The organism is Bifidobacterium choerinum, from assembly GCF_002761235.1.
Lineage (GTDB): Bacteria > Actinomycetota > Actinomycetes > Actinomycetales > Bifidobacteriaceae > Bifidobacterium > Bifidobacterium choerinum.
This window is the reverse complement of record NZ_CP018044.1, coordinates 608,629-626,694: the sequence shown is the minus strand read 5'-3', so window position 1 is coordinate 626,694 and position 18,066 is coordinate 608,629. Positions and strand designations below refer to the sequence as shown.

The 18,066-nt window shown below is 67.5% G+C and carries 11 protein-coding genes and 1 tRNA gene; 1 reads left to right on the top strand and 11 read right to left on the bottom strand.

Annotated elements, in window-relative coordinates:
• Window positions 1-71 precede the first annotated feature (71 nt).
• From BcFMB_RS02380 to BcFMB_RS02370, 3 genes are read right to left on the bottom strand one after another with little or no spacing between them, the layout of a single operon-like run.
• Complete coding sequence (locus BcFMB_RS02380; protein ID WP_099720946.1) at window positions 72-4,007, bottom strand: murein biosynthesis integral membrane protein MurJ; 3,936 nt, start codon at window positions 4,005-4,007, stop codon at window positions 72-74.
• Complete coding sequence (locus tag BcFMB_RS02375; protein ID WP_099720945.1) at window positions 4,004-6,253, bottom strand: DUF6049 family protein; 2,250 nt, start codon at window positions 6,251-6,253, stop codon at window positions 4,004-4,006. The genes BcFMB_RS02380 and BcFMB_RS02375 overlap by 4 nt, the downstream gene beginning before the upstream one ends.
• A 1-nt stretch (window position 6,254) precedes the next feature.
• Complete coding sequence (locus tag BcFMB_RS02370) at window positions 6,255-6,920, bottom strand: NUDIX hydrolase (RefSeq protein ID WP_024540178.1); 666 nt, start codon at window positions 6,918-6,920, stop codon at window positions 6,255-6,257.
• Window positions 6,921-7,046: 126 nt separating this feature from the next.
• Here BcFMB_RS02370 and BcFMB_RS02365 point away from each other — a divergent pair, with 126 nt between their 5' ends.
• Window positions 7,047-8,471: a CCA tRNA nucleotidyltransferase gene (locus BcFMB_RS02365; RefSeq protein WP_024540179.1), complete on the top strand. Its 1,425-nt coding sequence runs from the start codon at window positions 7,047-7,049 to the stop codon at window positions 8,469-8,471.
• 177 nt (window positions 8,472-8,648) lie between these two features.
• Here the strand turns inward: BcFMB_RS02365 and BcFMB_RS02360 are convergent, their stop codons facing one another.
• The 8 genes from BcFMB_RS02360 to BcFMB_RS02325 all read right to left on the bottom strand — a co-directional run bounded on the left by BcFMB_RS02360 (window position 8,649) and on the right by BcFMB_RS02325 (window position 17,912).
• Window positions 8,649-9,275, bottom strand: a complete 627-nt coding sequence (locus tag BcFMB_RS02360) for a LytR C-terminal domain-containing protein (RefSeq protein WP_024540180.1) — start codon at window positions 9,273-9,275, stop codon at window positions 8,649-8,651.
• A gap of 106 nt (window positions 9,276-9,381) precedes the next feature.
• The gene (locus tag BcFMB_RS02355; protein ID WP_099720943.1) at window positions 9,382-10,275 is read right to left on the bottom strand and encodes a 4-(cytidine 5'-diphospho)-2-C-methyl-D-erythritol kinase; all 894 of its coding nucleotides are present in this window, start codon (window positions 10,273-10,275) and stop codon (window positions 9,382-9,384) included.
• Entirely contained in the window at window positions 10,272-11,243 is a 972-nt protein-coding gene (gene rsmA, locus BcFMB_RS02350; protein WP_099720942.1) for a 16S rRNA (adenine(1518)-N(6)/adenine(1519)-N(6))-dimethyltransferase RsmA, read from the bottom strand. Before rsmA ends, BcFMB_RS02355 begins: the two co-directional genes overlap by 4 nt.
• A gap of 133 nt (window positions 11,244-11,376) precedes the next feature.
• The gene (locus BcFMB_RS02345; protein ID WP_024540183.1) at window positions 11,377-12,927 is read right to left on the bottom strand and encodes an aggregation-promoting factor C-terminal-like domain-containing protein; all 1,551 of its coding nucleotides are present in this window, start codon (window positions 12,925-12,927) and stop codon (window positions 11,377-11,379) included.
• A 501-nt stretch (window positions 12,928-13,428) separates the two neighbouring features.
• Window positions 13,429-13,502 (bottom strand) — tRNA-Thr (locus tag BcFMB_RS02340).
• Between the two features lie 134 nt (window positions 13,503-13,636).
• Entirely contained in the window at window positions 13,637-14,599 is a 963-nt protein-coding gene (locus BcFMB_RS02335) for a DsbA family protein (RefSeq protein WP_099720941.1), read from the bottom strand.
• Window positions 14,600-14,703: 104 nt separating this feature from the next.
• Window positions 14,704-16,836, bottom strand: coding sequence for a serine/threonine-protein kinase (locus BcFMB_RS02330; protein ID WP_099720940.1), 2,133 nt, complete (start codon window positions 16,834-16,836; stop codon window positions 14,704-14,706).
• A 38-nt stretch (window positions 16,837-16,874) separates the two neighbouring features.
• The gene (locus tag BcFMB_RS02325; protein ID WP_198405434.1) at window positions 16,875-17,912 is read right to left on the bottom strand and encodes a potassium channel family protein; all 1,038 of its coding nucleotides are present in this window, start codon (window positions 17,910-17,912) and stop codon (window positions 16,875-16,877) included.
• Window positions 17,913-18,066 lie beyond the last annotated feature (154 nt).

The window sequence follows — 18,066 nt, the reverse complement described above, 5'->3', positions numbered from 1 at the left end:
ATGGAAAACACAAGGGCGCCCGTGGGACGTTGCAGTCCCACGGGCGCCATGGACGATCGGTGCGCTGTGACTCAGAAGGCCTGTACAGAATCGATGTATAGCTGGTTGCCGGGCAGGCTGTCGAGCGGCACCCACATGACGATGTCCTGCGTCTCGATCGGCTTCGAGAACTTGACCTCGGTCGTGCCGCCCTCGGCGAAGGTGAACTCGGCCATCTTCTCGCCGCCGGTCGGATTGTCGGCCGTCGCGTTCGCATAGACGACGCCCTTGCCGCCGGACGACTGGATCTTGACGACGAGACGGTCGACGTTCTCCTTGTTCGTCAGATGCAGATAGTAGCCATAGCCCTGCTGACCGGCCGGACGGTCGAGGAACTGCCCCCGGTCCGTCGGATACGCGGTGTTGTTCGGCGCCTTCGACGGTTTCTGCGTCGGCTTCGGCGTCTCGGTCTGGCGTTCGCCGGACTCCGGCGTCTTCACATCGTCGCCGTTGCGCTTGCCGAAGGGGACGTCGCCGAAGCTGCCGTCGGACGGCCAGTACGTCGTGTCCTGCTTGCCGAATCCGAACAGCGATCCGCTCGTCGCGATGCTGTGCACGGCGAAGCCGAGCGCGACGAGGATGGCGATGATGCCGACGATGATCGCGGCGCGCGTCTTGCCCTTCTTCTTCGGCTTCGGTTCGGTGTAGTTCGGCGCCGGCTGCGTCTTCGGACGCTCCTGCGGCGCGAAGCTCGGCGGCAGCGCCGGCGCGCCCATGACGTAGGTCGCGTCGATGTCCTCGCGTTCCTTGCGCAGTTCGCGCTGCGACTGCGAACCGTCGGGGATGACGTTGCCGTGCTCGTCGATCGCCGGCAGATGGCCGGTCGACGACGTCGACGACGACGTGTCGATCGTGCCGTCGCGCATCGAGGACACATCGAGCGGCACCGTCATGCGCGACGGCGTCATCGGCGTCTCCTGGACGGCGTTCGGGTCGAAGGCGGTGAACATCTCGGTCTCGTTGTTCGGCGAGATCTCCGGAATCTTCGCGGCCGTGTCGTCGGTGCCGCCCATGATCGCCTTGCTCTTGTTCCACAACGCTTTGAACGAACGGCCGGCCGCCGTGTCGGAGGCCTCCTGCTCCTTCGCCTCCTCGGTCTCCTCCTCGAGTTCGGCGAGCGATTCCGGATCGAGCTGCTGCGCCGGGAACATCATCGACGGCATCGTCTGCGATGAGACCATCGAATCGGGGATCGGCAGGATGTCGCCGGGCAGCGCCGGCTGGATCATCGCACGCACGATCGAGCATTCGCCGTCGGCGCCGGTCAGCCGCAGATCGTGGCGCGTCAGCGCATGCAGCGGCTTGCGCGCGCCGAGCAGCGCGTCCATCTCGGCCATCGTCACGAGCGGCACCGTCGGCTTGGCGCCCTCGTTCAGCTCGAGGCCGCGCTTGACGATGAGGCGGAACTCGATAGGCGCGTCCTGCGGCAGCTTGTCGAGCGAGAAACGCGGATGCATCGTCGACGGCGTGCGCGTGAGCATGCCGTAGAGGACGCCTGCGATCTGACGGATCGCGCGGCGCTCGTCGTTGTACGAGGCCGGCGTGTTCGCCGTGTCGGCGAGCGCGGCGCTCACCGGGGTGTCGGCGAGCTGGACGCCGTTGCGCGTCAGGCGCACCGTGTCGGTCGACAGTGCGCGATGCGTCAGGCGGTCGCGCTGCAGGAAGCGGACCGCGTCCATCGTCTCGCCGATGATCGTGCGCATCGCCTCGTAGCTGAGTGGAGGTGCGCCGGCGCCGTCGTCGCGCATGTATTCGCTGATCGAGACGCCACAGTCGAGCCTCGTGAGGATGACGGCGATGTCGCCGTCGTGCTGCAGCTGGATGACCTGCGTGAAGCGCGGGTCGCGGGACGCGGCGAGCGTACCGGCAAGCGCGTTCGTGCTCGCCAGGACGGCGCGGTTGTTGACGATGAACAGCTGGCAGTCGCGCGACAGGACGCGGTCGTTCGACTTCCACACCTGCAGTCCGGCCTCTTCACGCAACGGCGATACGAGCGTGTATCGGTTGAGAATCGTATCTCCCAGATGAGGCTTCATGGTCACCCCTGATTCGTAAGGCCTTGCGGATGTGTGCATCGTCATTCTACTGTCCGCGGTGGTCGTCGGCGCCGGCGTGCGCGGCTCGTCGGCGGCCAGCGCAATCGGCGGTTCGGCGAGCTCCGCGGGCACCGGCGGATCGAGCTGCGCGAGCTCGTCGATCGGCACGGCCGGCGCGATGCGGATCAGCTCGGGGATGACGCGTGTGCTGTCGTCGACGTCGGCGTCGACCGCATGTTCGGCGGCATCGGCCGTCGCGTCCGCGGCGGCGGGCGCACGGTGCGACAGTCGTGCCCGCAGCGAGGCGACGCCGGCCGTCAGCTCCTCGCAGCGCAGCACCCACAGCACGCCCAGATAGACGACGACGATGACGACGAACAGCAGCGCCGCGGCGCCGACCGACTGCAGCCAGCCGACGATGCCGCCGCTCGACGGATCGTCGACGTGCAGCAGATGGTAGATCGGCCGTTGCAATGCGAAGCCGATGACGACGCTTACGATCATCGCCGCGAAGGCCTTGCCATAGGTGAGCGCGATGCGGCGGCCGTCGAGCGAGCCGTTGAAACGCTTGCGCAGCATATGCACGAGCGGGATGAAGGACAGCAGATAGCTCCCCGACGCGCACAGGCCGACGGCGGCCGCCCAGTCGGTCGGCGGCAGCAGGCGCGTGCACAGCAGGCACGACGACAGTTGCAGCGCGTACATGATCAGCATGAAGATGAACGGGGAACGGCCGTCTTCGAAGGCGTAGAACGTGCGTTGGATGATCAGATACGCGCTTGCAAGCGGCAGGCAGACGCACAGGCCCATCAACGGGCCGCAGATGAGGATCGCCTGGCTGACGGAGACGGTCGGCAGCAGCGCACGTGTGATCGCGAGCGGCATGACGAGGAAGAAGGCCGTGAACAGGAACATGATCGCGCCGACCGTGCGCAGCGCGCCACTCAGGTCGTCGCGGGCGCGCGCGATGTCACGGTCGGCGATCGCCGACGAGATCTGCGGGAAGATCGCCGTGGCGACGGAGACGGCGATGAGCGAATACGGCAGGATGTAGATCGTGTACGCGTTCTGGTAGGTCGCGTTGCCGGCGACGTCGAACTCGCTGATATGCATCGTGCGTTCGGCGAGTCCCGGCGCGCTCGTCAGGATGCGCGTGATGACGATGTTGGCGATCTGGTCGATGCCGACGATGCCCATGCTCCACGCGGCGATCGGGCCCATCGTGCGCAGGCCGATGCCGCGCACGCCGAAGCGGAACCGGAAGCGGAAACCGGCGCGCAGCAGCGGCACGAACAAAATCAGCGCCTGGAACATGACACCGAGCGTCCACATGCCGGCCGTCAGCGCGATCTTCGGCGTCGTCCATGCGCCGGCCGATGACTGCGCATGGTTGCCGTAGATCGCGATGAACAGGATGAAGCCGAGACAGCTGATCAGGTTCGCGCCGACCGAACTCCACGCGTAGGCGCCGAACTTGTTCTTGACGGCGAGGATCTGCCCGAGCACCGTATACAGGCCGTAGAAGAAGATCTGCGGCGTGCACCAGAGCGTGAACGCGCAGGTCAGGCTGATCAGCTCGGGGCTGCCGCTGACGTACAGCCGCGTGATCCACGGCGTGAGCACGCCCATCAGCACCGTGACGCCGAACAGCAATGTGACGGCGAAAGTGACGATTTTGTTGAGCTGCTCCTCGGCGTTGTCGCTGTGCAGCGTGCGCACGATATGCGGCACGAGGACGGCGTTGAAGATGCCGCCGGAGACGAGCGTGTAGATGACCTGCGGGATCATCGAGCCGGCCTGGTAGGCGTTCGCCGCCAGACCGGTCGTGCCGATCGCCGCTGCGAGCAGGATCGTGCGGATCTGGCCGGTGATGCGTGACGCCGCCGTGCCGGAAGCCATGATGAGCGAATTGCGGCCTACGGAAGAACTCATTCGTCGGGATCCTTCTTGCGGTGGAACTGCCGCCACAGGCCGAGCAGGCCGAGCGCGACGGCGAAGATGATGATGGCGAGACCACTCTTGTCGCTGATCTGCAGCGAACTGGTGATCGACGTCTGCTGCATGGCGCCGAAGGGCTCGCCGTCCCTGTCGACGAGCTGTTCGCGCGCGACCGCCGTGCCGGAGGTCGTCACACGGATCGAGATTGACGTCTGCGCCTCGCCGCGCGCCGGCGCCGTGATCGGCGTCATGCGCGCCGTGATGATTTCAATCGAGTCGGTGCGCGACGAGATGCGCACTGAGATCGGATACGGCAGGCCGTTGCTCACCGTGACCGGCATCGACGCCGTCTCCGATAGTACGCTGACGTTGCCGGACGGGCTCAGCGTGATCGCGCCGAGCGCCGCGTCGGAGAATGCGGCCGCCGCCTTGCGCATCGACGTGCACAGCGCGGTGTCGCCTTGCAGCGCGAACAATGCGAGCGTGTCATGGGCGTCGAGCAGCCGGCGCGCGTAGGCGGACTCGGTCAGCCGGGAGCCGCCGCCCTCCGACGATCCCGATGATTCCGACTGCGCGTCGACGGTCGCGTCCGCCGTCGCCGACGGGGAGGGCGCCTGCGACGCGTCGTCGTTGCTGTCGCTGGCGTCGTTCGGCTTGTCACCCGACTGCTGCGCGTCGCCGCCGAGGATCGACGAGCCGAGCCGCTTCAGGTCGCTGCGGCTCGCGCCGAGCTGCATGAGCGTCTCGCGGACCGATGCGGCATGGCCGGCGGACAGGCCGACGTTCTCGCCGATGAGCTGCGGCATCAGTCCGGGGTCGATGAGCGCGTCGTGGGCGGTGAGATCGGCGAGCGACGTCAGATCGATCCAGCTCGCGTCGCCGAGCGCATCCATCAGCATCTCGACCTGCTTCGGCGAGGAGTCCTCGCCGAAGCAGACGAGCAGCGTGCGCTGCGCGTACGGCTGCTCCATCTGATAGAACGCGCTCTGTGCGATGAAGCGCGCGATGCGCCCCGCGTCGGTGCGTTCGGCGCGCGCATGTTGCGACGTGGCGTGCGCGTTCGCGAGCGACGTGAGTGTCGGCTGCGCGGCGAGCACGGTGACGTCGCCGTGCTCGGTCGGCGCGCGGTAGACGAGCGTCTGCGCCGTCGCATCGTCGGCGATGTTGAAGTCGCCGGTCGCGATCACCGTGTCATAGCCGGCCCCGCGCGCCGCATCGAGCGCGTCCATCGTCCAGCTGTCGGCGCCCTGCCATGCGATCGCCGGCGCGCTCGCCGACATGTCGCCGAGCGCGCCGCGCAGCTGCGCGAGGCCGCTCGCGGCGCTCCACTTGCTCTTGCCGACGCCGGCGCGCGCATAGGCCTGCGGATCGCCGACGCGTGCATAGGAGGTGATGTCGAATCGGGCGGGCTGCATCAGCGCCGTCAGATGTGGCGTGCCGAGCGTTTCGAGCACGGCCGGATCGGCGACGACCTGCAGCTGCGGATATTTCGTGCTCAGGCGGTCCTTGTCATGCAGCGCCTTGCATTCGTTCTCGTCGAGCGTCGCGATGGATTGCGCGGACAGGTCGCGCGTGTCCGAAGTGATGAGTCGTTGGCGTGCCTTGTCGTCGGCGGACCAGTCGTGCGAGGTGAGCGGCATGACGATGCTGATGCCGATCGACGGCGTGCGCACGCTGGCCGCGCCGTCCTGCGATCGCGTGATGTAGCTGTTGAGCGATGCGTGCACGGGCTGCGCGTCGCCGTCCGACTGTGCCGTGTAGAGGATGTGCAGCGGGCGTGGACCCCACGTCGTCAGCGCGGCGAGGGCGGGATCGTGGGCGGAGAGGACGGCGTGCACGGCGACGCGGCCGCCGGCCGGAATCGCCGCGACATCGGCGTGCACGAGCTCGTGCGTCGTGTCGATCTGCGCGGTGCCGTCCGCCCATTCCTGCACATCGGTGCGCGAGACGAAGTTGTAGTCGGGATTCGTCATGATGTCGATCGCGCCGGCGGACACCGGCTGCGTCGTGCGGTTCTCGACGGTGAGCGTCGCGGAGAATCCGGAGGTCGCCGTGACGACGGCGGTGAGCGATTCGACCGACAGCGCGACGCCGGGCACGTCGCTCGTCGTTGAATCGCCGTCGTCGGCGGCCGCCTGGGGGATATGCACGTCGAGCACCATCGCGATCGCCATGAGCAGCACCAGCAGCGCGCACCAAGCGCGACGCCGGGCGTGCGGATTGGTGTGACGTCGGTTCACGTTAGCCCTGCCTGTTCAGTTTCCTTGCGTACAGCCAAGCTATCTTACGCTCGTTGGGATAACTGAGCACATCGTCCAGATCGGCGAAGTCCACCCAGATGGCGTCCTCGGCCTCATGGTCCGGGTCGCCTTCCACCGTCAGCTCGCCGCCGATCTGGCGCAGCGCGAAGTGGTGGACGAGCTTGTGGACGCGTTGGCTGGTTCCGGTAAACCAATAGTCTATCGTGGCGATCGAATCGACGACCTCGCCGAGGATGCCGGTCTCCTCGTGCACTTCGCGCACGGCCGTCTGCTGGGGCGTCTCGCCTTTTTCGATATGCCCCTTCGGCAGGCACCATTCGAGGTGGCCGTTGCGTGAATGCCGCGCGATGATCGCGACGCGACCGCGCTCGTCGAAGACGAGGCCGCCGGCCGAGTATTCGCGTACGATCGGCAGCTCCTGGGCGTCGAGCGACGCGAAGGTCGTCGGGCGGTCGCTTGTGCGCCGGCGCGGCATCATCGCCGGCGTCGGCGTATGCGGGTCGGGTTTCGCCGGCGCCGTGTCCGTCGTGATGCGCAGCGTCTGTGTCTGCGACGTGTACATCAGCGCGTCCGGTTCGAGCAGATTGCGGGCATGGTTGGCCGCAGCGTTGGCAAGCATGCGTGCAACGTCTGCGGGTGTGGTCATGTAGTCCACCATACTCATGTTTTGCCGCCGATGGGGTACGGGTATGCTTGAAGGGCAGAAATGTGCCGGCGGAAACGCCGATGGGACATGTTCGACATGTGAGGACGATTGGCCGAAAGGGAGCCTGTGAACTTCGAAGTGTGGCCGGAGGCCATTGAGCTGGGAGAGATGTTTGCCGATGCCGGGTACGAGCTCGCGCTCGTCGGGGGTCCGGTGCGCGACCTGCTGCTGCAGCGGCCCTCGCACGATCTTGACTTCTGCACGTCGGCGCGGCCCGAGGAGTTCGAGCCGATCCTCAAACGCTGGGGCCATGACGGGTTCTGGGACATGGGACGCAAGTTCGGCACGCTCGGCGCGCTGCGCCGGCGTCCCGACGGCACCGAGGTCAAGGTGGAGGTGACGACCTACCGTTCGGACGTCTACGACCCCGAGTCACGCAAGCCCGAGGTCAGCTACGGCGACTCTCTCGAAGGCGACCTGTCTCGCCGCGACTTCACCGTCAACGCGATGGCGCTGCGTGTGCCGCAGCTCGAGTTCGTCGACCCCTTCGGCGGCGCGAACGACCTGCAGCGCAAGGTGCTGCGCACGCCCGTCGACCCGCGGCAGTCCTTCGACGACGATCCGCTGCGCATGATGCGCGCCGTGCGCTTCGTCGCGCAGCTCGGATTCTCGATTGAGCCGGAGACGGCCGAGGCGATCTGCGACATGGGTTCGCGGCTCGAGATCGTCTCCGCCGAACGCGTGCGCGACGAACTGACGAAGCTGTTGCTGTCCGACCGGCCGCGCGCCGGCATCGAGGCCTTCGTCGACTCCGGGCTCGCCGACATCGTCTTCCCGGAGATCCCGGCATTGCAGCTCGAGATCGACGAGCATCACCGTCATAAGGACGTCTTCGAGCACACGATGATCGTCATCGACCGCGCGGTCGCGCTCGAGACGGGACCCGACGGCCCGGTGCCCGGTCCCGACCTCGTGCTGCGCCTCGCCGCGCTGATGCATGACATCGGCAAGCCGAAGACGCGCAGGTTCGAACCCGGCGGCAAGGTCACGTTCCGCCATCACGACGCCGTCGGCGCCAAGCTCACGCGCAGGCGTCTCAAGGCGCTGCGCTTCGACCACCACGTCGTCGACGACGTCAGCGGCCTCGTCGACCTGCATCTGCGCTTCCACGGCTATGTGGACGAGCCGTGGACCGACTCGGCCGTGCGCCGCTACGTCAAGGACGCCGGTCCGCTCTACGAGCGGCTCAATCGGCTGACACGCGCCGATGTGACGACGCGCAACCGCCGCAAGGCGCTCGTGTTCAGCACGGCGATGGACGAGATGGAGCAGCGCGTGCGCGAGCTCAAGGAGCAGGAGGACCTCAAGGCGATCCGCCCGGACCTCGACGGCAACGAGATCATCGCCGAACTGGGGATCGAACCGGGGCCGGAGGTCGGCGCCGCGTACCGGCACATGCTCGACTACCGTCTCGACCACGGCCCGGTCGAACACGACGTGGCCGTCGCCGAGCTGCACCGCTGGTACGACGAGCGCAACGCCGACCAGTGACGGCCGGTTTGCGACCATCGTTGACGGAGCATGCGCCGGAGATGGTCGCGAAAAGCGGCTTTCGCGACCGCGGCATCCGCGGATCGCACCCGGAACGTTCGTCAGGACGTCGGTTTGCGAACGCCCCGCACACGGATCGTGTGCGGGGCGTTCGCAAAATCGTACTGTGCGGGAGGTTCAGCCGACCGGCGTGTGGTCGGGCGCCTTCGGCAGCGACGTCATCTTGTCCGGGGCCTTGCAGCCTTCGATGTTCGGGATGTCGGAGCCGGTCTTCGGCAGATCCTCGGTGGGGACGAGATCCTTGAACGTCGCGCCGAGGACGACGTCGACGAGCTTGTCCGCGCGGTCGTCCATGACCATCTGCGCGTCGTTGAAGTTGCTGGCGAGCGTGTACGCCTGCGGGATCGCGTTCTTGCCGAAGATGATCAATGTGCGCTCCACCTTCGCGCTGTCGTAGTTGTCGACGCCTTGCACGACGAACTCGCGGTTCTCGAGCGCCTCGGCGACGGCCTGTGCGAAACCGGAGAACTGCGTGCCGTTGAGCACGCGCACCGTCACCGAGCGGTTGTCCACATACTTCGGCGTCGAACCGTCGGCCGCTGGCGACACGCACGGCGCGGTGCGCCCGTAGTTCGCCGACTCCTTGCTCTGCGCGGTCTCGCCGAGGCCGCCCACATGGAAGAACACGAGCGTCGCGAAGACGAGCGCGACGACGAGCACGACGCCGACGATGCTGAACACGATCGACTGGCGCTTGCGTACGTATGCCTTGCGGGCCTCGCGCGCCCCGTTGTTCTGTGCCATACCTATCCCTTGTTCACGAGGTGACTGTGGTCTCACCTTATCCCATTATGCTGACGCTGCGAGCCCTGTGTGACGGCCGTGCGACGGCCGCTCGCGGCGGCGGTCTTCAGCGTTCCGGCGCATGCACGACCGGCGTCACCGGCGCCTGCGCCACGAAGAGCCGATCGACGGCCTGCGCGTCGAGCCACGCCCGTTCGACGGCCTGTGCGGCGGCGTCGTCGGGCACGAAGGCGCATACCGACGGGCCCGATCCCGAGATGAACGCGCGCGTGGCGCCGGCGTCCTGCGCGAGCCGGATCGCGGCGCCCGATCGCGGGTGCAGCGACACGGCGGCGGCCTGCAGATCGTTCGGCGATCCGTCGCCGCCGAGCACGTCGAACGCCGCATACACCTCCGGTGTGCTCAGCTGTGCGCGGTAGGCGCCGACGAGCACATGGCCGTCGTAGCCGTCGGCGCGCAGCGCCTCGATGCGCGGATCGTCGGCCGCCACCGGCGTGACGATCTCGCCGTAGCCGGAACCGTGCGCGTATCCGCCGACGAGGCAGAACGGCATGTCGGCGCCGAGCGTCGCCGCGATCGGCGCGAGCCGTTCGGGCGGCCAATGCAGATCCCACAGCTCGTTGAGTGCGAGCAACGTGCCGGCCGCGTCCGCCGAACCGCCGCCGAGACCGGCGCCGACCGGGATGTTCTTTTCGATCGTCACGCCCACGTCCGGCTCGCGTCCGCAGGCGCGCGCCATCGCGAACAATGCGAGCATCGCATGGTTGCGCAGCATGTCGCTGCTCGACGCGGCGAGGTCGCCCAGATACTGCCCGGAGATCTCGAGCGAGCATCCGGCGCCGTCCTCGCGCTGCTCGAGTGTGACGGTGTCGTAGACGCCGACGGCGCAGTACATCGTGTCGAGCGCGTGGCGGCCACCCCATTCCCCATGGCGTGCGCCGACGTGCAACGTCAGGTTCGTCTTCGCCGGGCAGTCGACGCTCACGATCGCGCCGCTCATGCCTCGAGCTCCTTCGCGGCGTCGGCGAGGCGCACGAATTCGTCGACGGTCAACGTCTCGCCGCGCCGCGTCATGTCGATGCCGGCGCGCTCGAAGGTGCCTGACGGCACGACCTTCTTCAGCGCCGCATGCAATGTCTTGCGGCGCTGCCCGAAGGCGGCGTCGATGAGTCTGAACACGGCCTCGCGCCCCGACTGCGCGTGCGCGGCCGGGCCTTCGCCCGGCGCGTGGCGGTCGAAGCGCACGAGCGCGGAGTCGACGTTCGGCGCCGGCCAGAAGACGTTGCGGCCGATCGTTCCGACCGATTTCGCGATGCCGTACCAGGCGAGCTTCACGCTCGGCGTGCCGTAGATCTTCGATCCCGGCTGCGCGGACAGACGGTCGGCGACCTCCTTCTGCACCATGACGAGGAACGAGCCGAGATTGTCGAACCGTTCGAGCAGCGTGAGCAGGATCGGCGTCGCGACGTTATACGGAAGATTGGCGACGAGCGTGAACGATGCGTCGTCGTCGAAGTCGGGAAGATTGCGCGGCGTGAGCGTCAGCGCGTCGGCGCGCACGACGCGCAGGCGGTCGGCGGCGTCCGGCATGAACTCGGCGATCGTGTGCGGCAGCCGCTGCGCGACCGGCGGGTCGATCTCGACCGCCGTCATCCGCGCGCCGGTTTCGAGGATTGCGAGCGTGAGCGAACCGAGGCCGGGGCCGACCTCGAGCACATGGTCGTCGGCTCCGACGCCGGCTTCGCGCACGATGCGGCGCACCGTGCCCGGGTCGATGACGAAGTTCTGGCCGAACTTCTTCGTCGGGCTGATGCCGGCGTCGGCGGCGATGCGGCGGATGTCGGCGGCGCCGAGCAGATGGCCGCCGCCGGACGCCGCGGCCGCCTTGGTTGCGGAATCGGCGGAAGCCGTCGATGTGGCTGGCGCGGCGGTCTCGGCCGCGCGGGGTTCGTCGTCGTGTGCGCTCATGCGGATATGTCGTCTTTCCTTCGGAATCGGGATCGTCGTTGCTGATGGATGACTATGAATGACTATGAATGGCTGCGGGTGGTCGCCGGTGGCTGCAGACGCGGCCGGCGTCTCGGCGTCGTCGCACGGCGGTTTAGTACCAGCCGACCCGTTCGGAATGCTCCCAGGCCTTCATCGGCGAGCCGTAGCGGCCGGCGATGTAGCTCAGGCCCCAGTCGATCTGCACGGCGGCGTCGTTGCGCCAGTTCGTGCCGAAGGCGGCCATCTTGTTGCCGGGCAGCGACTGCGGGATGCCGTAGGCGCCCGAATACGGGTTCTCGGCGTTCCAGCGCCAGCCGGATTCGCGGTTCCACAGTTTCACCAGATCGGTCCAGTTCTGGCCGGTCCAGCCGTACTGCGCGGCGGCGCCGGCGGCATAGGCCTGCGCGGCGGACGCCGACGGGCGGCACAGGCGGCAGTCTTCGGCCGGTGTGCTCGGCTGCGTCGGTTGCTGTGTGGGCTTCTGCGTCGGCTTAGGCTTCTGCGTCTGCGTCGGCTTAGGCTGCGGCTGTTGCGTCGGCTGCTGGGTGGGCTGCGGTTTCTGGGTCGGCTGCGGCTGTTGCGTCGGCGTCTGCGTCGGCTGCTGTGTCGGTTCGGCGCTCGGCTGTTGCGTCGGCTGCGGCTGCTGTGTCGGTTCGGCGCTCGGCTGCGCCGACGGCTGCTGCGTGGGCTCGCTGCCCGGCTGCTGTCCCGTCGTATCCGCGGCGTCGCCGGCGGTATCGCCGCCGTTCTCTCCGGTGCCTTCGTCGGCATCCGCGTCGCCGTTACCAGCATCGTCGTCGGGAACCTCGACCTTCTCCGGACCGACGGCGACGACCTCGTCGAGCGCCGTCTTCGTCACGACCTCCTTCGTCTGCGTCGTGTCCACCGGCACGCCGTCGACGTAGGTGACGCGGTAGGTGATCTTCTTCTCGCCGTTCTCACCGGCCATGTCGACGCGTCGCGCGCCGGGGTCGAGCGTGCCGTCGAGCACGGTGCGCGTCGTGTACGGGATGACGACGGTCTCCGTCTTGTCGCCGTAGGTCACGCGCTGCACGCGCAGGATCGTCTTGCCGCCGTCCTTCTGCACGCTGACGCGGTCGTCCTTGCCGAGCGTGATGCCCTTCGAATCGAGGATCGACGCCGCCGGCAGCTTGCCGTTCGGCGCGATCGACGTCTTGCCGTCCGCGATCACCGTGACCGGGCCGTCGGCGTTGATGACCATGCCGCCGGTGAGCTGGTTGTAGACGTTCTTGATGTCGACGGTGATGCGCGACGCGGCGACCTCGTTCTGCTCGAAGAAGTCGAGCAGCTGCTCGGCGCTGTCCGCGACCGTCCAGAACGGCATCTGCTGTCCGTCGATCGTGATCGTCGTCTGGTAGGCGCTCTTCACGGTGACGACGTCGTTGTCGACGAGTGTGCCGTCGCCGGTGTTCTTGACGAGGTCGTGCGTCTTGACGTCGACGCCCTGCTCGCGCAGCAGCCCGCTCACCGTCGTCGCATACGTCGTCAGGTAGCGTGTGTCACCATTGACGTCGAGCGCGACCGACTTGCGTGCCGTGAACGCGAACGTGAGGCACGACGCCAGTACGAGCGCAACGGCGCAGGTCATGACGCGGATGCGGCGCAACGTCACGGTACGTCTCGGTGACCATCGCTTGGGCATAGTTCCCCTTTTCTTTTCCTGCTTTCCTGCACGTTGTAGTCCTGTCACGATTGTACTGACGCGCGCCGCCATTTTCGCCCGCGGTGTCCGTGCTGATGTCCATCGTCGCGCTGCGCGCGCCGCTCCGTTCCGGTCGTCTGCGAGTTCCCGATTCCACCCGGCTTCGCGCATCCATGCTTGGTTTGCGTCCCGTTCCGTCGATGCCGTCGATGATCCGTCCCGCGGAAGGCCTGCCCATCGGAGGCGAAGGAACGGAGGAACAGGAAACCCCGCGACCGATGGGCGCGGGGTTTCCGTTGGAAGGGGTGGGGGCGAGAGAGAAGGGGATGTTCTCGCCCCCGCGAGCGAAGCTGGTTGGGGGGATGCTTCACCCGCACCTGAAGGCTATGGTTGGGGGAGCCTTCAGGATTTGCTTACTCGGAGGTAAGTATTCCTTTGCATGAGGCCAAACTTCTCATACACAATATGAGTATATGGATTCTTCGTCCTCAATGCAAATCGAGCCTCCTGTCGGGATCGAACCGACGACCTGCCGCTTACAAGGCGGCCGCTCTGGCCATCTGAGCTAAGGAGGCTGACGCTGTTGACCGGTGCGCATCGCGCGCCAACTGTGAACAGCATAGCAGTTCATCTGGAACGGTCAAGATGCGGGACGCGCCGAACGCCGAACGCACACGGCATCTTCACGTCATGTGCGTTCGGCATGCCGTCACGGGATGAGCGCCTTGCCCTTCGCGCCGATCGACGGCAGGGCGCCCTTGACGCCGATGTCCGCCGGCTTGAGACCGATCGCGTCGCATAGCGCGTCGGTGAGCGAGTCCTTCGACGTGACCTTCGCGTCGTGGATGTCCCAGTAGCGGCCGTTGATCGTCACCGTCGGCGTCGACATCGAGCCCTTCATCGAGCCGCTCGTGCTCCACAGTTCCTCGCGTGTCGGCGTGTAGGTGTTGACGGCGTCAAGATAGTCGTCGTACTGGCGCGTGATCGCCTTGTTGGCCACATCCTTGTCCACGCCGGCGTCGACGGCGCGCTCGGCGATCTTCTCGTCGCTGATCGGCACGTAGTTCGACTCGTCCGGCTGGAAGTCGGCGGCGTAGAGATTGGACATGAACCTGAGCAGATGGTCCGGGTCCGGATCATGGTCGGCGATGTACAGCGCCGCGTTCGCCGTGCGCGTCGAGTACTGATCGCTCGAGAAGCGGTCCATGAAGGACATGAAGTGCAGATCGAGGTTGATCTGGCCTGCGTCCGCCATCTTCACGAGGTCCTTGTCGAGGTTCTGGTTGAGGCTGCCACAGCCCGGGCACATGAAGTCCATGTAGATGCCGACGGTCGGCACGTCGGCGACCGGCTTGTCGTAGCCGTTCGCCGAGATGAGGATGCCGCCCTGGTCATCGGCGACCGACGGCTTCGACGGCGACGTCGCGAGCGTCGTCTTCGCGTCCTTCGCCTCCTCGGCCGTCGTCGACGACGCGTTGTTCGTCGCCGGATGCGTGCTGCGGTAGACGGCGATGCCGGCGATGACGATGAGCACGACGAGCACGGCCGCCACGATGGCGCCGATGATCGTCTGCTGCTTGCGTTCCTTCGCCGCCTTCGCCGCCTGCGCCTGCTGCGCGGCGGCCTCGGCCTCGCGCCGGCGCTCGCGCTTGGATGGGTTGTTCTGAGCCATCGTGGTCCTTTCCTGAATCTGTCTCGAGTGTAGGTTGCCGTGCCGCCAAAATCCATCGTTTGCACGCATCCATCACGAAGCGCGCACATTGCGGCGCGCGGCCGCTACCACGGCAGCAGCGGCCACCATGCGACGGCCGGCGACACCTCGACGTTGATCGCGGCCGCGCAGGTGCCGGCAATCGCGATCGCGAGCCACACCCACTGCCGACGGTTCTGCTGCGCCGGCAGCTGCACACGTTCGCGTTCACGCTGCGTCAGGCCGAGCAGATGCCCGGCGCCGAGCCGTATCGGCGACGACCACGGGCCGAGCACGACGAACAGCCAGCCGGCCGCGAAGGCGATCGCGCAGGCCGCGCCGGTCATCGACGCCGGCGCCGCGTCCGGCACGGCGACCGTCAGCGAGCCGCCGAAGATCGGCAGCGCCGTCTCGTAGCGCGGCAGCGCGCAGACGAGCGTCGCGAGCGCGGTGACGAGGGCGTCGGCGAGCCACAGCGCGAGGATCGTCGGGATGATGAACAGGACTGATTTGAGCAGATGCCACGGGAACGAGATCGCACGGAGCGCCATGTCGCTGCCGCGGCGCTCGCCCTGACGGCGGCGGATGCGCGTGTTCTGCGCGTCCGCGTTGTAGCCGACCGCCATCAATACCCACAGCGTCATCGACGCGACGATGAGCGCGACGACCGGCATGCTCGCGGCGAACACGGCGAACGGCACGAGCAGCAGCAGGCAGGCGAGCCGTCCGCGCGACATATAGCGTGGCGTCGGATTCGCCGGCGCCGCGTCCTGCGGCGTCTGCGCGAAGGTCGGTTGTACATAGGCCTGTTCCGGCGGCTGCATGTCCGATTGCGGCCGTGCGTCCGTCTGCGTGTCCTGCTGCGTCTGCACGGTCCGCCACGATGGCGCCGACGTCGCCGAGCGCAGCACCTGCGTGGCCTCCTGCCCGGGTCCCGCGGATTGCGGCTGCGCATCCTGCGCCGCCATGTCCGGCGCCGCGGTGAGCGCGACCGTCGGCTGTTCGATCGGTCCGATGACCTGCGTCGCTTCGACGTCGGCTGCATCGGCATCGGTCGGCAGCACACGCGTCGCAGCCGTTCCGGCGGGCATCGTCATCGGCTGCACGAGCGGCGTCGTGGCGGCTTCGAGCGGCCGCGTCGCCGTCGGCGGACGCGGCGGATCGAGCGGCGCGGCGCTCCGCATGCCGGCGCCGGATCGCGCACCGGCATCCTCCTGCGCGGCCGCGCGCGGGCGGCCGCCGGGGAACAGGATCGACGCCGTCGGCATCGATTGCGCACGCCACAGGCTGCGCGGGTTGTGGACGCTTTCGTTCTTCCTGAAGGTCGCTCCGGTGGCCGGGGCGGCTGCCTCAAAAGGGAGATGCGATTCCGCCTCCCACGCGTCCGCCGATATCGCGTCGAGCAGTTCGTCGGGCGTGCATCGCTCCTCGGGATGCGGCGAGAGCGCCGAACGGAACGCCTGCAACGTGCGCGGCGGCAGACCCTGCAGATTCGCGTTGCCGGCCGCCTCGCGCTGCAGCACGGCGAGCATCGGCTGCGTGCCGAAGACCGGCGCGCCGGTCGCCGCGAAGGCGAGCACCGAGGCCGTCGACCACCAGTCGGTCGCCTCGTTCGCCTCCTGCCCTTCGATGATCTCGGGGGCGATGAATCCCGGCGTGCCCATGACGAGGCCGGTGCTCGTCACATGGCTTTCGCCTTCGCCCATCGCGATGCCGAAGTCGACGAGGATCGGCCCGGTGACCGAGACCATGACGTTCGTCGGTTTGATGTCGCGGTGCACGATGCCGGCCGCGTGCACGGCGTGCATGGCGGCGATGAGCTTCTCGGCGAGCCGTTCGAGGTCGCTGCCGGTGTAGCGGCCGTTCTGCGCGACGTCCTGACGCAGATTGTCGCCTTCGATGAGTTCGGTGACGATGAACGCGAGCGAATCGTCGAGTTCCATGTCGACGATGCTGCACACGCCCGGATCCTTGATGCGTTTGAGCGCCATCGCCTCGCGGCGCAGCCGTTCGCGTGCCGTCGTCTGCGCGCGGCGTCCCTCCTCGTCGACGGCTTCGTCGTTGAGCGAATCCCTCAGTATCTTCATCGCGTAGCTGGTGCCGCCGCCGTCCGTCACGCGCCACACCGACCCCATCGCGCCGGCGCCGAGGCGCGCGTCGAGCGTGTAGCCGCCGACGATGTCTCCGGGCTGGAGGTTCAAAGCGTGCAGATCACTCATGGTCACTATCGTAGGTTCGTTACTGTGTCGATGGGCAATTATTGCCGGTGGGCCGGATTCGCCGCGCCGTCGGCGTGCGTCTGCGGCGCGTCGCCGGCGTGATGCGGCGCCCTGCGCTGCCCATGGACGCCGCGTCCGGCGTCGTGCGGCGCGGCCTGCGCGCGGTCGCCATCGGTCGGCGTCGATGTCGTCGTCGTCATCGTGTCGATGTCGACGGCGTCGCCCGACGTTCCGCGGCGCAGCCGGCCGTCCTCGTCGAGGAACACGTTGCCGTGGTGCTCCTGGACGCGCCGATGCGCGCGCTTCGTCAGACGGTGCGTGCGCTGCAGCTCGTGGTTGAGCTGGCCGACCGTGTCGGTGAGCCGCAGGATCTCGGCGCGCATCAGACGGATGTCGGCGGAGTTGTAGTCGTTGTCGGACTGCGCGCGCGTGCCCGTCGCCGGCGCGTCGTCCTTCGTGATGTTGCGCGCGCCGCCGTTGACCTGATCGATGATCCACGACGAGATCATCGCGCTGACGATGCCGATCAATGCGATGCCGGTGAGCATCAGCGCGATGGCGATGAAGCGGCCGGTGAGCGTGACCGGGTAGACGTCGCCGTAGCCGACCGTCGTCACCGTGACGAAGGCCCACCACAGCGACAGCGGGAACGTCGTGATCGTCGCGCCGGGGGCCAGATGCTCGGCCGAGTATTCGGCGAGCGCGGCGACGTAGATGAGCAGCGATATCGCGCTCGTCGCGTAGATCGTGATGCGGCCGCGCGTCGCCGCGCCGGCGGAGCGGTTGAAGATATGCAGCATCGGGATGAGGCGCAGCAGCCGCAGCGGGCGGAAGATCGGCAGTGCGAGCGTCAGCAGCAGCAGGATGTTCCTGCGGAACCAGAGCCACTTGTGCTCGGCGAGGATGAAGGAGACGAGGTAGTCGATGCCGTAGGTGATCCAGACGACGTTGATCGCGATGAAGCAGGCGGTCAGATGCGTCTGCGCGAGGATCTGCCATGAATACGCGAACAGGAACACGGCCGACAGCGCGAACAGCGGTATGTTGGAGATGCGTTCCCATTTCTCAAGCGTCATACCGCTTGATTGTACGGAGGGGCGCGCCTATGGCGCGGCGCGCGGCAGGGCGAATGTCGCGCAGGACGAACACGGCTGGTATCGTTGGGGCGGGCGTCGCCGCCCGCGCGACCGACGATGTTGGCGCGGGGCGCGGAGGAAACGACACGTGCGG

Bases quoted from the DNA above. Each gene is read 5' to 3' on its own strand.
- BcFMB_RS02335 (WP_099720941.1), bottom strand. From the start codon at position 14,599: ATGGCTCAGAACAACCCATCCAAGCGCGAGCGCCGGCGCGAGGCCGAG.
- BcFMB_RS02360 (WP_024540180.1), bottom strand. From the start codon at position 9,275: ATGGCACAGAACAACGGGGCGCGCGAGGCCCGCAAGGCATACGTACGC.
- BcFMB_RS02345 (WP_024540183.1), bottom strand. From the start codon at position 12,927: ATGCCCAAGCGATGGTCACCGAGACGTACCGTGACGTTGCGCCGCATC.
- BcFMB_RS02355 (WP_099720943.1), bottom strand. From the start codon at position 10,275: ATGAGCGGCGCGATCGTGAGCGTCGACTGCCCGGCGAAGACGAACCTG.
- BcFMB_RS02325 (WP_198405434.1), bottom strand. From the start codon at position 17,912: ATGACGCTTGAGAAATGGGAACGCATCTCCAACATACCGCTGTTCGCG.
- BcFMB_RS02380 (WP_099720946.1), bottom strand. From the start codon at position 4,007: ATGAGTTCTTCCGTAGGCCGCAATTCGCTCATCATGGCTTCCGGCACG.
- BcFMB_RS02370 (WP_024540178.1), bottom strand. From the start codon at position 6,920: ATGACCACACCCGCAGACGTTGCACGCATGCTTGCCAACGCTGCGGCC.
- BcFMB_RS02330 (WP_099720940.1), bottom strand. From the start codon at position 16,836: ATGAGTGATCTGCACGCTTTGAACCTCCAGCCCGGAGACATCGTCGGC.
- rsmA (WP_099720942.1), bottom strand. From the start codon at position 11,243: ATGAGCGCACACGACGACGAACCCCGCGCGGCCGAGACCGCCGCGCCA.